Raw genomic sequence first — 14,203 nt, forward strand, 5'->3', positions numbered from 1 at the left:
GGATCAGATCAGAATATCGGTGTAGAGCTCGGATGCATCCGGCTCCGGATCGGACTGGGCGAAATCGGCCGAATCGGCAACGACGTCACGGACGTCCTTGTCGATCTGCTTCAGCTCGTCCTCGGAAGCCCACTTCTTCTCCAGCAGGCGCGCACGCACCTGTTCGATCGGATCGTGCTCGGAGCGCATCTTCTGCACTTCGTCCTTCGAGCGGTACTTGGCCGGGTCGGACATCGAGTGGCCGCGATAGCGATAGGTGAGCATCTCGAGGATGATCGGCCCCTTGCCGGTCCGGCAATGCTCGACCGCCTCGTCGGCAGCCGCCTTGACCGCACGGACGTCCATGCCGTCGACCTGATAGCCGGGGATGTTGAAGGAGGCGCCGCGCTGGGAGAAATCGGTCTGGGCAGAAGCGCGCGAAACGGCCGTACCCATGGCGTACCGGTTGTTCTCGATGATGTAGATCACCGGCAACTTCCAGAGAGCGGCCATGTTGAAGCTCTCGTAGACCTGCCCCTGGTTGGCCGCGCCGTCGCCGAAATAGGTCAGCGAAACATTGTCGTTGCCGCGGTAGCGGTTGGCGAAGGCAAGGCCCGTACCGAGCGAAACCTGCGCGCCGACAATGCCGTGGCCGCCATAGAAATGCTTCTCCTTGGAGAACATGTGCATGGAGCCGCCCTTGCCCTTGGAAAGGCCGCCCCGGCGTCCGGTTAGCTCCGCCATCACACCGCGCGCGCTCATGCCGCAGGCAAGCATGTGGCCGTGGTCGCGATAGCCTGTGATGACCTGGTCGCCTTCCTTCAGCGCCATCTGCATGCCGACCACGACGGCCTCCTGGCCGATGTAGAGGTGACAGAAGCCGCCGATGAAGCCCATGCCGTAGAGCTGGCCGGCCTTCTCTTCGAAACGCCGGATCAGCAGCATCTCGCGATACGCGTTGAGATCCTCATCCTTGGAAAAGTCGGCAAACGTGCCGCCGTTGAAATCTTTTTTCACAGGCTTTACCGCAGACTTGCGGCTCGATACGGACGCGGTTTTGCGCGGAGCCATACAATCCTCCCCGAGTTATGCCTTTGCGGCAAACATAGGGGAAGAATGAGGCATCAGCAATGCTATATTTGCATGGCTATCATTCATCCTAAACATTTGATTTTTATACAATAACTTAGATTAACCTGTTTCCGGTTAATCGTACTGATCAGTGGAAAATGACGATTTCGTCGGCTCTTGACATGTTAAGCGAAAAGCGCGCCTTCTCGTCCAGCATGTCGCGCTCGAGCGAGCCATCGCTCATCAGCGCGACCTCGCGCTCAAGCCGCGTGCGCTCCTCGACAAGCACATCAAGGCGCGCCTGACGCGTGATGCGCGTGCGCTCGAACTGCTCCATCGCGCGCAGACCGAACTCGCCATGGACAGAATGATAGCTGAAATAGGACAGGAAGGCGACCGTGATCGCCGGTACGACAAACCGACCGAGCCGGCGTTTCTTATGATGCTTGGTCCACATGGAAAGGTCCCGATACGCAGTACGTAGGCACTGTAGCGCGCATCGGTTAACCGAGCGTTGACCATGACGGGATTGCCGATGGGGTTCATGACGGAGGCGAGCCCGCCCTGCCAGGCTCCTTCTTCCCGCGAGCGGGGCTAAGGGCGGCATGGCGTCGAAACGTCGCTAACCCAGAGGTTCAAATAGTCGAAAGAGGATAGGCTGCCCAAGGCAGACCGACGACCAATTCGGCGCAAATGCCGGGACGTCTACGGCTTATACCGCGTCCCTTCTCCCCGCTTGCGGGGAGAAGGTTGGGGTGAGGGGCAAAAATGCCGAATGGATCCCCTCCGGCATCACCCCAAATTATGCCAGCCTCAACCGCGCAGGATCGAGCGGCCGGCGTACTTCGCCTGCGGCCCAAGCTGCTCCTCGATACGGATCAGCTGGTTGTACTTGGCGGTGCGGTCGGAGCGCGCCAGCGAGCCGGTCTTGATCTGGCCGCAGTTGGTGGCAACAGCAAGGTCGGAGATGGTGGAATCCTCGGTCTCGCCCGAGCGGTGCGACATAACGGCGGTGTAGCTTGCCTTGTGCGCGGTCTCTACGGCGTCGAGCGTTTCCGACAGCGAACCGATCTGGTTGACCTTGACGAGGATCGAGTTGGCGACTCCCATCTTGATGCCGTCGCGCAGGCGCGAGGAGTTGGTGACGAACAGGTCGTCGCCGACCAACTGCACCTTGCCGCCGATCTTGTCCGTCAGCGCCTTCCAGCCATCCCAGTCGTCCTCGGCCATGCCGTCCTCGATCGAGAAGATCGGGTACTTGGCGGAAAGCTCGGCAAGGTACTCGGCCATGGCGCCCGGTTCCAGCGTGCGGCCCTCGCCTTCGAGAACGTACTTGCCGTCCTTGAAGAACTCGGTCGAGGCGCAGTCGAGCGCAATGAACATGTCGTCGCCCGGCTTGTAACCGGCCTTCTCGATCGACTTCATGATGAAGTCGAGCGCAGCCGGAGCCGATTCGAGGTTTGGAGCAAAGCCGCCCTCGTCGCCGACATTGGTGTTGAAGCCGCCGGCCGACAGCTGTTTCTTGAGGGTGTGGAACACTTCCGAACCCATGCGGACGGCGTCGCGGATGTTGTCGGCGCCGACCGGAACGATCATGAACTCCTGGAAGTCGATCGGGTTGTCGGCGTGCGCGCCGCCGTTGATGATGTTCATCATCGGAACCGGCAGGATGCGGGCGTTCGGGCCACCGACATAACGGTAGAGCGGCAGACCGGCCGATTCGGCCGCAGCCTTGGCAACGGCGAGCGAAACGCCCAGGATGGCGTTGGCGCCGAGGCGGGCCTTGTTCGCCGTGCCGTCCAGCTCGATCATCGTCTGGTCGATCAGGATCTGGTTTTCCGCATCGAGGCCGCCGACCGCCTCGAAGATTTCGCCGTTGACGGCCTCGACCGCGCGCTCGACGCCCTTGCCGAGGTAGCGGGTTCCGCCGTCGCGAAGCTCGACCGCCTCATGCGCGCCGGTGGAGGCACCGGAAGGAACCGCCGCGCGGCCGAAGCTGCCGTCTTCGAGGTGAACATCCACTTCGACGGTCGGGTTGCCGCGGCTGTCGAGGATTTCGCGGCCGATGATGTCGATGATTGCGGTCATGGTACTCTTCCCTGGTTCATGAAGGGGTCAGCGATTTTAATCGATTGAAATCTCTTAATCGAAGCTGATGGAAATGCAAGCGGGTCGGTGCCGGGCTAACGCAGCGGTGTGACACCAGCATGATGACGCCGTCATGCCTTCGCGATCGCGTCGAATGCGAGCAGCTTTTCCAGCAGCCTCGGCAGATCCTTGATCGCCACCATGTTCGGACCGTCCGAAGGCGCGTTGTCCGGATCCTCGTGCGTCTCGATGAAGACGCCGGCGACGCCGACGGCGACGGCGGCTCGCGCCAGGGTTTCCACGAATTCGCGCTGGCCGCCGGAGGAACCGCCCTGCCCGCCCGGCTGCTGGACCGAGTGCGTGGCGTCGAAGACCACAGGCGCGCCCAGCGAGGCCATGATCGGCAGCGAGCGCATATCGGACACGAGCGTATTGTAGCCGAAGGAGGCGCCGCGCTCACACAGCAGGACGTTCGGATTGCCGCTCTGGGTAAACTTCGCCAGCACGTTCTTCATGTCCCAGGGAGCGAGGAACTGGCCCTTCTTGACGTTGATGACGCGACCGGTCTTCGCAGCCGCGACGAGCAGATCCGTCTGCCGCGACAGGAATGCCGGAATCTGCAGGATATCGACGGTCGGCGCGACCAGGCCGCACTGCTCTTCGGTATGGACATCCGTCAGCACCGGAAAACCGAACTCCGCCTTCAGGTCGGCGAAAATCTCCACCGCCTTTTCCAGGCCGATGCCGCGCTTGCCGGAAATCGACGTGCGATTGGCCTTGTCGAAGGATGACTTGTAGACGAGGCCAAGGCCAAGCTTGCGACACATCTCCACGAGCGTGCCGGCGAGCATGAAGGCATGGTCCCGGCTTTCCATCTGGCACGGGCCGGCGATCAGCGTCAGCTTGTCCTTCTGCGAGAAGGTGACCTTGCCTTTGCCTTCCCCGGCGGTGACGACTGCATTGGTTTCCATCTTACTCTCCAAACACAAAAAGCGCGCCCTGCCCGGGAGCGGGCGCAACGAGCAGGCGACCGCCAAGCTCGGTGAATTCGATATCGTTCTCTTCCATCCTGGCCCTGCAACGCGCCAGATCCTTCACGCGGAAGACGACAGCTGCCCCCTTCAAGCCGCGATCGGTTTGCGGAAGTTCGATGCCATAGAAGCCCTTCATTCCGGCAGGATTGAGTACGGTAATGCGTCCGCGCGGCGTATCCACGCTCATGCCGAAAGAGTGCGCTTCCACCGCGCGTTCGTCGGCAGCAGCCTGTACGAGATACTGGAAATCCGTGGGGTTCTGCTCGGACAGAACCACTTCCGAAAGAGCATCCACGCCGTTTGCATGCTGCTCGAGCGCGCTGCGGTCGGACGGAAGCGCGACGACGCGCTGGGAGGAAAAGAAGAAGAAGTCAGGCGCCCGCCTGTCGGCGGCGAAGGCAAGACGAAAGCTGCCCGTCGCACTGCCGCCATCGGGGAGTTGCATCTCGCGCGAGAATTCAAGCATGCGGCCGGTCGAAAAGCCTTGTCCGGCAAAGCGCCGGTCATCGTCACGCGCGTCGTTCGTCGCCATCGCAATCGCGGAAAAGCCATCCATGCCGCGACGGAAGCGGAAAGACTGGTCGCGCGCCACGAATTCGTTTCCGTTGCGCGCCGCCTCCTCACACTCCTCGCGATTGGCGATGCCAAGGGGTTCCAGATAGCTGCCGTCGGGCAGGAATATGCAGCAGTTCTCGGTTCCGAAGGGATGCCGCGCATCCGCCGCCACCGTGAAGCCCAGCCGCGTCAGCCGCTCGCGCGCGATCGAAAGCTCGGCAACCGGCAGAACGAGATGGTCGATCAGGCGGGCGGTCGTAGGCTTCGCTGTCATGCTGGCGATCCGAGCTCATTCATCCGCGGGTGCTTTGCCCTTTTTGCTTCGCCAATGCAAGGGTGCGCGGGTTTCCGACGCGCGTTTGGGTGCCCCTCTCGCTCGCCCTTCCGTAACGTAAAGCTGCATTTCAACGGGAAAGCATCCACAAAGTTGTTGATTGTACGGGATTCTGGGTGTCAACTTCGATCTACGTTTTGACAATTCGTCGTCCAAAGCCTCTGCTGGCAACAGCGACGCCAGGTTGCGAAGCCACTGATTTGGTTAAATATTTACATAGTTCCAGCGTTGCGCGCAGGCCGCGCGGATACCCGCAATCTTCATTTCCGCCCAGGCAAGCATCTGTCGGGGCTCGAACCAGATCGGCGACTTCACCCGACAATTATTGCCGGACCGTCGCCGCCGGCTGAACAAGCCGGATTGCCGGCGGGGGACATGACGTTTTCCGCCGGCAACTAGTTGGCGGTGCGCGGCGGTCCAGTCGCGCGACCCAACTGCAGATGGCATCCGACCTGCCGGAAAAGTATATGTTGTGGGCTGAAGTGGCAACGATTCGAGCGAACCCCGCAGCCTCCCCTGACGGTTGATGTCAGGCTGCGCGATGCTGCGAGGTTCCTTCGCCTGAACGCCGGTCGAGGGGGAATAATGCTTCGGTATCAAACGTAAGCGACAGGACGCGCAAGCCTCCAATGACCGGCCCACAAAATGCAAGACAAACGATGCGGGTAACGCAACAGTGACGACCATCGAGAATTCGCCGCCGCCGGGCGGAAAGACAGCAGGAAGCCTCCTTCGCGCCATGGCCGCTCCCGCCGTGTCCGCGCTCATCCTGCTGTTCGCCCGCGCGGTGACCGCTGTGCGGGCCATCTGGTCACACGACGGCCCGCCGACACGCCAGTGCGTCTATTTCGCCAATCACAGCAGCCATGGCGATTTCATCCTGATCTGGACCGTTCTGCCGCCCCGATTGCGGCGTGTGACACGCCCGGTCGCGGGTGCGGAGTACTGGCTCAGATCCTGGCTGACCCGCTTCATCGGCAGGGACGTGTTCAATGCGGTGCTGATCGAACGCGAGCGCGAGACGCGCACGGAGGATCCGATCGCCTGCATGGCGCAAACGCTCGATGGCGGCGCCTCGCTGATCCTCTTTCCGGAAGGCACGCGCAATCAGGGCGACGATCCATTGCTGCCCTTCAAGAGCGGCATCTATCATCTGGCGCGGTCCCGCCCCGATGTCGAGTTCGTGCCGGTCTGGATCAGCAATCTCAATCGCGTAATGCCGAAGGGAGAGTTCGTTCCGGTGCCCCTCATCTGCACGGTAAGCTTCGGGCCGCCGTTGCGACTGCGCGACGGCGAGGCGAAGGAACCCTTTCTCGATCGCGCGCGCTCAGCACTTCTTTCGCTTTCCCCGCATGCAGGCGAGACCCCATGACCGACCCGCGCTCCCAACTCCTCACCCTGGTATTCGGCATCGTCGTGTTTTTGGTGATGGCAACCGTGATCGGCCAGGTGCTGCAGCGCAGGCTGTCTCCCAATGGCACGAACGCCGGAATCGAAAACCTGAACGCCCGCATCTATGCCTGGTGGGTGATGGTCGCGCTTCTGGGCCTTGCCTTTCTGGCGGGCCGCGCGGGCGTCATTGCGCTCTTCGCCTTCTGCTCTTTTGCCGCCCTTCGCGAGTTCGTCACCCTGACCCGCACCCGCCGGGCCGACCATTGGGCGCTTGCAGCCGCATTCTTCGTGGTGCTGCCGATCCAGTATTACCTCGTCGCGACCGACTGGTACGGGCTCTATGCCATCTTCATTCCGGTCTATGCCTTCCTGCTGATGCCGATCGTCTCGGTGCTTCGGGGCGATACCGAGCGCTTCCTCGACCGCGTCGCCGAGGTGCAGTGGGCCCTGATGATCTGCGTGTTCTGCGTATCCCACGTGCCGGCGCTGCTGACGCTGCAGATTCCCGATTACGAGGGGCGAAACGTGCTGCTGATCGCCTTCCTGGTAATCGTCGTCCAGATGAGCGACGTGCTCCAGTATGTCTGGGGCAAGATCTTCGGCCGGCACAAGATCGCCCCGAAACTGTCGCCCTCCAAGACGGTCGAGGGCTTTGTCGGCGGTGTCGCAAGTGCCACGCTGATCGGTGCAGCACTGTGGTGGATCACGCCGTTTTCCCCGCTGCAAGCGGGCCTGATGGCGCTTGTGATCACACTGATGGGCTTCTTTGGCGGGCTGGTCATGTCGGCCATCAAGCGCGACCGCGGCGTCAAGGACTGGGGACATATCGTCGAGGGACACGGCGGTCTGATCGACCGGCTCGATTCGGTGATCTTCTCCGCTCCCATCTTCTTCCACATCGTCCGCTACGGGTGGTCGCTGACATGAACGGCAACGCGCGCCCGCTTGCGCAGAGCAGCGCCGTCCACATGGGCGTGGCCTTCGTGGCCATGGGAGGCTGGGCGATCCTTGCCAACCGCGGCCACGCGCCGGCGCAGATGCTGCTTGCCGGGGCCGTGCAGGGCGCGATGTCTGCTGCAATCACGCTCTTTCTCAAGAAGGCGATCGAGAGGCTGGCCCGGATCGTCACCGGCGCAGGAAGGCTCTGGCTGCCGCCGGCGCTCGTGATTGCCGTGTCGGGGACGGCGCTGGCATTGATCCATCGCATCGCCGGCACGCCAGAAATCCTGCGCACGATCGCCGTTCCGCTGCTGGTCTCGGCCAGCTATGCCGCCTCATACAACTATTCGCTTCATCGAAAGGAACAGGGATCGCCATGACAGAGAGCGGAGACCGCCGCCCCCTTTCCAGCCGCGACACCCGCTGGGCACGTTCTACGGCGCAATGGCTGGCAAAGCGATCGATCACGCCGAACCAGATCTCGCAGGCGAGCATGGTGGCGGCGGCGATCGCCGGTCTTTGCTTCTGGCTGTCCGGGCAGCAGGAGGGGATTATCGCAGCCCTGCTCCTGATCGCCGCCGCCCTCTCCTGCCAGCTGCGGCTCCTCTGCAATCTCTTCGATGGCATGGTCGCAGTGGAGGGCGGCAAGGGGCAGGCCGATGGGCCGTTCTGGAACGAGTTTCCCGACCGCGTCGCCGACATCCTCATCCTTGCCGGTGCCGGATATGGGATCAGCTCACCTGCGCTCGGCTGGGCAGCCGCTGCCTTCGCCGTATTGACTGCATATGTTCGCGAACTCGGCCGTGCCGCAGGAGCGCCCGGCGACTTCTCCGGTCCGATGGCCAAGCAGCACCGGATGGCCGTGATGACCGCCGCAGCCGTCCTCGCGGCATTTGCAACGGTGTGGGAACGGCAACTGACAGTCATGGACACGGCGCTCTGGATCGTCGCGGTCGGGGCCGCACTGACGGCCATGCGCCGCGGACGCAAGCTCGTTCGCCACCTCAAAGGTAAGCGCTGAGAGACCTGTTCTACGCGAAAACAGCCGCTACTACGCCCACTTCGGCCCTCGCCCTCACGACGGCGCCGCGCAAACCGCTCCCGACAAACAGAAAGGCTCGGAAACTCTGCCAGCCCATGACTAAAATGTGGAATATCTTCCACCAAACTCAGGCTTTTGCGATTGAGTTTTGCAACAGAAATTTGCCTGAAAATTGAGTGCCGGTGATTCTGTCGTAAAAGTGAGGAATTGTGCGACAAGCTTCGTTCCAGTTTTCCATGCGATTTGTCAGCGCACGGTCAGAAGGTACTTCAAGCCCTGCGTGAAGCCGCGCGGTGCGACTGTGAGGTGATCCTCATCGTCCAGGACCACCGACTTCAATTGCAGGTTCGGATACTTTCTGCTCTCCAACGCCGCCTCCAAAGCCCGATTGTCGGAGACCATATCTACGGTCTGGTTGTAGCACCGGTCGCCTTTGCGCTTGGCCTCAAAGGAGCCGACATAGAGATAGACCTTCGCCGGCAGGTCCTTGTTCTGCGTGGCGTAGTCTGTTTCAAGCTTCAATGCGTGGCGTTTGTCGTACCAGAGAGAGGGGCTACCGAGGATATAGCCGCTAAACAGGCCGGGTTCAGTGAATAGGATCTGTGCACCAAGCAAAGCACCGTAGGAGTGGCCAAGGAAGAGCGATCTGGCGGGATCGGTCCGGTAGCGGGCGGCGATGAAGGGTTTCACCTGATCACCCAGATATCGCTGATAGGCCCGTCCTTGCCCATGGATCGCACCAGCAGGTGCGCTCCTTGGACCGTTCGACGTGGGGGTGTAGTCGCGCTGACGGCTGACCTTGGCATCCTCACCGATTCCATAAGACAAACCGACAAGAATGAATTCCTCGATCCGGGGCCCTTCGACGTTCAGGCGGCGGCTGATCTGTCGGATGATCGGGAAAGCGTAGTCAGCATCGGTGACATAAAGCACGGGGTAGCGCCGCTGCGGTTCCTTCGCATAGGACGGCGGCAAGGCGACGAAGACTTGGTAACCGCGACCAGAAACCGGATCGGGGACATCCCAGACTTCACTATCGATGATCTCGTATGCGCGCCCCTCTCCCAACTGAGCTTTTGGACCCGACTGCGCGTAGATGTGGGTCGGACCGCTGGAGACGCTGAAGCCAGCGATGACGGCTATCAGTAGGGTATTCAGAAAACAGCGACGCATGTGAAACCTCCGCGTGCAGCACTACTATGGCGCGGAGGGTTAGTGGCATACATGCGCGGCAATAAGGCTAAAATCTTATCGATTGCATTTGTACTTAATGAACCGTGACAGCCGAGAATGGCGGTTTTGGTAAAGCTGTAAAGCTGCCAGCATTTCGGCGCAAAAATCCCATTCAAAACGACGGTGTTGCGACTGAATTTACGACGTTGCAAACCGCCATTCCACGGCAGGTGAGTATGCAGACAAACCACCTGAAACACCGATGCCAAAAGGGAATTGGCATCGGTATCTACCGGGTTTCCACATTTCGGTTAGAATCTGGGGCAGCTCTGCCGTGCAATTGTTGTTGCAGTGGAAAACTGTCTCAGACGAGCCGCGACTGTTCCAGGGCAGCTTCGATGAAGCTTGCGAACAGCGGATGCGGGTCCAGCGGACGGCTCTTCAGCTCGGGGTGATACTGCACGCCGATGAACCAGGGATGGTCCGGATATTCGACCGTTTCCGGCAGGACGCCGTCCGGCGACATGCCGGAGAACACCAGCCCGCAGTTTTCCAGCCTGTCCTTGTAGTCGACATTGACCTCGTAGCGATGGCGGTGGCGTTCGGAGATGTCGGTGGTACCGTAAATCTCGGCAATCTTCGTTCCCGCCTTCAAGCCCGCCCGATAGGCGCCGAGCCGCATGGTGCCGCCGAGATCGCCGGATGCGCTCCGCTTCTGCAATTCGTTGCCCTTGACCCATTCCGTCATGAGGCCAACCACCGGCTCCTCGGTCTTGCCGAACTCGGTCGAAGATGCCTTTTCGATACCGGCAAGATTGCGGGCGGCTTCCACGACCGCCATCTGCATGCCGAAGCAGATGCCGAAATAGGGCACCTTGCGCTCGCGGGCGAACTTCGCCGCCTGGATCTTGCCTTCCGAACCGCGCTCGCCGAAGCCGCCGGGAACAAGGATGCCGTGCACCTTCTCCAGATACGGAGCCGGATCTTCCTTCTCGAAAACCTCCGATTCGATCCAGTCGAGCTTCACCTTGACGTGGTTGGCGATGCCGCCGTGATAGAGGGCCTCGATCAGCGACTTGTAGGCGTCCTTCAGCCCCGTGTACTTGCCGACGATGGCGATCGTCACCTCGCCTTCCGGCGTATGGATGCGATCGGACACCTTCTGCCAGGCCTCCAGCCGCGGCTTCGGAGCCGGCTCGATGCCGAAGGCGGCCAGCACCTCGTCGTCGAGGCCTTCCTTGTGATAGGCGAGCGGCACGTCGTAGATCGACGCGACGTCGAGCGCCTGGATGACGGCAGTGGGGCGCACGTTGCAGAACAGCGACAGCTTCTTGCGCTCGGCTTCCGGAATTTCCCGGTCGGCCCGCACCAGCAGGATGTCGGGATGGATGCCCATCGCCTGCAGTTCCTTGACGGAATGCTGCGTCGGCTTGGTCTTCAGTTCGCCGGCCGCCGGGATATAGGGCATCAGCGTGAGGTGGACGTAGACGGCGGTGCCGCGCGGCAGGTCGTTGCCGAGCTGCCGGATCGCCTCCATGAACGGCATGGCCTCGATGTCGCCGACCGTGCCGCCGATCTCGCACAGCACGAAATCGTAATCCTCGTTGCCTTCGGTGACGAAGTTCTTGATTTCATTCGTGACGTGCGGAATGACCTGCACGGTCGCGCCGAGATAGTCGCCGCGGCGTTCCTTGTCGATGATGTTCTTGTAGATGCGGCCGGTGGTGATGTTGTCGGTCTTGTTTGCCGAGCGGCCGGTGAAGCGCTCGTAATGACCGAGATCGAGGTCGGTCTCCGCGCCGTCGTCGGTGACGAAGACTTCGCCATGCTGCGTCGGGCTCATCGTGCCAGGATCGACGTTGAGATAGGGGTCCAGCTTGCGCAGCCTGACCCGGTAGCCACGGGCCTGAAGCAACGCTCCGAGAGCGGCGGCCGCAATTCCTTTTCCGAGAGAGGAAACCACGCCGCCAGTGATGAATACATATCGCGCCATGGGAGTCACCGGATACCTTTTCATAAATGATTCCGCCACCGAAAAATCGCCTGTTCGGCAAACTTTCCGTGGAGGATTGTCACTGGTCTACACAAGAAGAAGGCCGGCGGGCTTATCGCCTGCCGGCCGGTTCACATCATTTCGTCCGCTTACTGCCCGGTCGGAACGTCCGTGTTCGGAGCCGGGGCGGCGGGAGCGGCAGTGCCGCCCTGCGGGGCTGCCCCGGTCGCCGGAGCGGTGTTGATCGCAGGCGCCGTGCCGCCGTCTGTCGGAACGCCATTGCTTTCCTGCGCCGGAGCCTGCGGAGCTGCCGGCGGCGGCGCCTCGCCTCCGAGCGAATTGAGAACACCGTTGCCATCGCCCGTGGTGCCGGGAATCCTGTCGAGGATATCCGTCGGCTTGGATTCGTAGCGCGACAGGATGCCCATGCCGAGCGCCAGAACGAAGAACAGCGTAGCGAGGATGGCGGTGGTGCGCGTCAGTGCGTTCGCAGCACCTCGGGCCGACATGAAGCCGGAGCCGCCGCCGATACCGAGACCGCCGCCTTCCGACCGCTGGATCAGCACGATGCCGATCAGCGCCACGACGACCATGAGATAGATGACAAGCAAAACGGTCTGCATATTTTGAACCCTGCCCGAAGGCACAGAGAAAGAGATTGGCGGCTCAATATACCAAGCCGCCCGTCATTCCAAGCCCCACCCGGCAAAAGCCGGCTTCAGGCCACCAGTTCCTCGTATGCCCGGTAGATGGCAAGGAAGTCGTCGGATTTCAAGCTCGCACCGCCGACCAGCGCGCCGTCGACGTTTGCGACTGCCATCAACTCCTTTGCATTGCCTGGCTTGACCGAACCGCCGTAGAGAATGCGCATCTTCGCGCCCTCCTCGCCGAACCGCGCCTTCAGCTCCTCGCGCATGAAGGCATGGGCCTCTGCGACATCGGCCGTAGTCGGCGTCAGCCCGGTCCCGATCGCCCAGACGGGCTCGTAGGCGATGACGGTGTTTTCCGCCGCAGCACCATCCGGGACCGAGCCCGCGAGCTGCGTCTTCAGAACGTCGAGGGTCCTGCCTGCCCTACGCTCCGCCTCCGTCTCCCCGATGCAGACGATCGCGACGAGTTCGGCCGCGTGGGCGGCTTCCGCCTTGGCACGCACCAGCGCATCGGACTCGCCATGGTCGGTGCGCCGCTCCGAATGGCCGACGATGACGTGGGTGCCGAAGCAATCCGCGATCATCTCCGCAGACACATCACCCGTATGCGCCCCGGAAACCTTATGGTGGCAGTCCTGCGCACCGATCAGGAGCGGGCTGTCGTCGCAGAGCGCCGTCGAGACGTAGAGCAGAGTCACCGGCGGGCAGATCAGCGCCTCGACCTTCTCCGAAAGTGCTCCCTTCACACCCTCCGCCATCGCCTTGATCTCGTTCAACGAAGCGCGCGTGCCGTTCATTTTCCAGTTTCCGGCTACAAGCGGGGTCACATCCGGGGTCATCTTGCCTCCTCAAGGTTACGTTCGGTTCCGTGCACCTAGCAAACCGGCGCGGTCATTGTAAGGGTGCTGCACCGCATCCCGTCACCGTCACGCCCATTTCACTCAATTCATTCAATGCACGTCGTTCAATGCGCGAAAAGCCAGTTCAGCGCTTCGCGCCAGTCCGTCATCCGGACCGGCGTCCCGTGCGAACCGGTACTGAAGAGCACGAACTGCGTCGGCACGCCGGCCTGGAGAAGCTTGCGAAACTGCGCAAGCTGGTCTTGCGCTGCATAGACCTTGTCGCGCTCTCCATGGGTGAAATAGATCGGCAACTTCGCCTTGTAGGCGGCGCTGTCGGCATAGTTCGGATCCGTGGCGCCGCCCATCACGATCATGCCAGCCAGATTCCTGACCGCTTCCGGATCCCGCGCGATCTGCCAGCAGATGAAGCTGCCCATCGAGGCGCAGGAGAGCACAACCGGGGCGTCCGGCGAATTCCGTCGCGCTTCCTCGATCAGGCCTGCGATCGGCGACGCCCCCTTCTCGTCGAAGCTCTTCACACTTGCCGAATAGTAGACCCCGCCATTGCGCACCGCGAGGTTTTTGAGGCGGTTGAAATTGCCGCCGAAGCTCCAGTCGTTGTTACCGAGCCTTCGATCGCCGCCGCGGCCATGGATGAAGATGACGGTGAAGCTCGCGCCCTTCCGATTTCCGGTGACGGCGACGTCCAGGGCTCCACGCGCGGTGGAAATCGTCAGGTTTTCCTGGTCGCGCTTGACCGCGGTGGATACGTATGCCGCCTTGGCGCGGCGTTCCGGTACCTGGTCGCGGCCGTTGATATCCCGCATTTCCTGGTAATCGACGACGCGCATGGCGCCACCGTCGCTGCTTTCGATCACCGCCGGATAGGCGAAGAGCTCGTCTTTCCACGGCGCCAGCGATGCGGCAGCGGCAGACATGGCAGGCAGCGCGGAGACGACGATTGCGGCCAGAACAAGCCGGGCGCCGCGCAAAAGACGCGTTTTCCGGCAATGAATTGTGGACTGCGGCATCAAGTCGGGCTCCCTTCGGGCGGCAAGTCTTGCCATTCCGGGTCTGGCGACGCAATCCTCGCAGCAGACATTTTCACCGG

At 61.8% G+C, this 14,203-nt stretch carries 14 protein-coding genes; 4 read left to right on the top strand and 10 right to left on the bottom strand.

Annotation, left to right across the window (positions count from 1 at the left end; all coding sequences use genetic code 11):
* Positions 1 to 3 precede the first annotated feature (3 nt).
* The 5 genes from pdhA to CRO48_RS09725 form a co-directional block, all read right to left on the bottom strand.
* On the bottom strand, positions 4 to 1,050 hold the full coding sequence (pdhA, locus tag CRO48_RS09705) for a pyruvate dehydrogenase (acetyl-transferring) E1 component subunit alpha (RefSeq protein ID WP_097138573.1): 1,047 nt from the start codon (positions 1,048 to 1,050) through the stop codon (positions 4 to 6).
* A 148-nt stretch (positions 1,051 to 1,198) separates the two neighbouring features.
* The gene (locus tag CRO48_RS09710) at positions 1,199 to 1,507 is read right to left on the bottom strand and encodes an FtsB family cell division protein (RefSeq protein ID WP_097138575.1); all 309 of its coding nucleotides are present in this window, start codon (positions 1,505 to 1,507) and stop codon (positions 1,199 to 1,201) included.
* A gap of 356 nt (positions 1,508 to 1,863) precedes the next feature.
* Positions 1,864 to 3,138 carry a phosphopyruvate hydratase gene (eno, locus tag CRO48_RS09715; RefSeq protein ID WP_097138577.1) on the bottom strand — a complete coding sequence of 425 codons (1,275 nt, stop codon included), beginning with the start codon at positions 3,136 to 3,138 and terminating at the stop codon, positions 1,864 to 1,866.
* A 131-nt stretch (positions 3,139 to 3,269) separates the two neighbouring features.
* Complete coding sequence (gene kdsA, locus CRO48_RS09720) at positions 3,270 to 4,109, bottom strand: 3-deoxy-8-phosphooctulonate synthase (RefSeq protein ID WP_097138578.1); 840 nt, start codon at positions 4,107 to 4,109, stop codon at positions 3,270 to 3,272.
* Between the two features lies 1 nt (position 4,110).
* Positions 4,111 to 5,001 carry a VOC family protein gene (locus CRO48_RS09725; protein WP_097138581.1) on the bottom strand — a complete coding sequence of 297 codons (891 nt, stop codon included), beginning with the start codon at positions 4,999 to 5,001 and terminating at the stop codon, positions 4,111 to 4,113.
* A gap of 799 nt (positions 5,002 to 5,800) precedes the next feature.
* On the opposite strand from CRO48_RS09725, the gene CRO48_RS09730 reads away from it, so the two are divergent.
* The 4 genes from CRO48_RS09730 to CRO48_RS09745 are packed head-to-tail and all read left to right on the top strand — an operon-like array spanning position 5,801 to position 8,413.
* Entirely contained in the window at positions 5,801 to 6,433 is a 633-nt protein-coding gene (locus CRO48_RS09730; RefSeq protein WP_097138774.1) for a lysophospholipid acyltransferase family protein, read from the top strand.
* The gene (locus CRO48_RS09735) at positions 6,430 to 7,380 is read left to right on the top strand and encodes a phosphatidate cytidylyltransferase (protein ID WP_097138582.1); all 951 of its coding nucleotides are present in this window, start codon (positions 6,430 to 6,432) and stop codon (positions 7,378 to 7,380) included. The genes CRO48_RS09730 and CRO48_RS09735 overlap by 4 nt, the downstream gene beginning before the upstream one ends.
* Positions 7,377 to 7,772 (top strand): hypothetical protein, encoded by a 396-nt coding sequence (locus CRO48_RS09740; protein ID WP_097138584.1) that lies wholly within the window; start codon positions 7,377 to 7,379, stop codon positions 7,770 to 7,772. The genes CRO48_RS09735 and CRO48_RS09740 overlap by 4 nt, the downstream gene beginning before the upstream one ends.
* Positions 7,769 to 8,413 carry a CDP-alcohol phosphatidyltransferase family protein gene (locus tag CRO48_RS09745; RefSeq protein ID WP_097138586.1) on the top strand — a complete coding sequence of 215 codons (645 nt, stop codon included), beginning with the start codon at positions 7,769 to 7,771 and terminating at the stop codon, positions 8,411 to 8,413. The genes CRO48_RS09740 and CRO48_RS09745 overlap by 4 nt, the downstream gene beginning before the upstream one ends.
* A 267-nt stretch (positions 8,414 to 8,680) precedes the next feature.
* Here the strand turns inward: CRO48_RS09745 and CRO48_RS09750 are convergent, their stop codons facing one another.
* The 5 genes from CRO48_RS09750 to CRO48_RS09770 all read right to left on the bottom strand — a co-directional run bounded on the left by CRO48_RS09750 (position 8,681) and on the right by CRO48_RS09770 (position 14,123).
* Positions 8,681 to 9,607: an alpha/beta hydrolase gene (locus tag CRO48_RS09750; protein ID WP_097138588.1), complete on the bottom strand. Its 927-nt coding sequence runs from the start codon at positions 9,605 to 9,607 to the stop codon at positions 8,681 to 8,683.
* A gap of 364 nt (positions 9,608 to 9,971) precedes the next feature.
* The gene (locus tag CRO48_RS09755) at positions 9,972 to 11,600 is read right to left on the bottom strand and encodes a CTP synthase (protein ID WP_176526707.1); all 1,629 of its coding nucleotides are present in this window, start codon (positions 11,598 to 11,600) and stop codon (positions 9,972 to 9,974) included.
* Positions 11,601 to 11,749: 149 nt separating this feature from the next.
* Positions 11,750 to 12,223, bottom strand: coding sequence for a preprotein translocase subunit SecG (secG, locus tag CRO48_RS09760; protein WP_097138592.1), 474 nt, complete (start codon positions 12,221 to 12,223; stop codon positions 11,750 to 11,752).
* A gap of 95 nt (positions 12,224 to 12,318) precedes the next feature.
* On the bottom strand, positions 12,319 to 13,089 hold the full coding sequence (tpiA, locus tag CRO48_RS09765; RefSeq protein WP_097138594.1) for a triose-phosphate isomerase: 771 nt from the start codon (positions 13,087 to 13,089) through the stop codon (positions 12,319 to 12,321).
* Positions 13,090 to 13,214: 125 nt separating this feature from the next.
* Positions 13,215 to 14,123 carry an alpha/beta hydrolase gene (locus CRO48_RS09770; protein WP_097138776.1) on the bottom strand — a complete coding sequence of 303 codons (909 nt, stop codon included), beginning with the start codon at positions 14,121 to 14,123 and terminating at the stop codon, positions 13,215 to 13,217.
* Between the last annotated feature and the right edge of the window lie 80 nt (positions 14,124 to 14,203).

The organism is Rhizobium subbaraonis (assembly GCF_900220975.1).
Lineage (GTDB): Bacteria > Pseudomonadota > Alphaproteobacteria > Rhizobiales > Rhizobiaceae > Mycoplana > Mycoplana subbaraonis.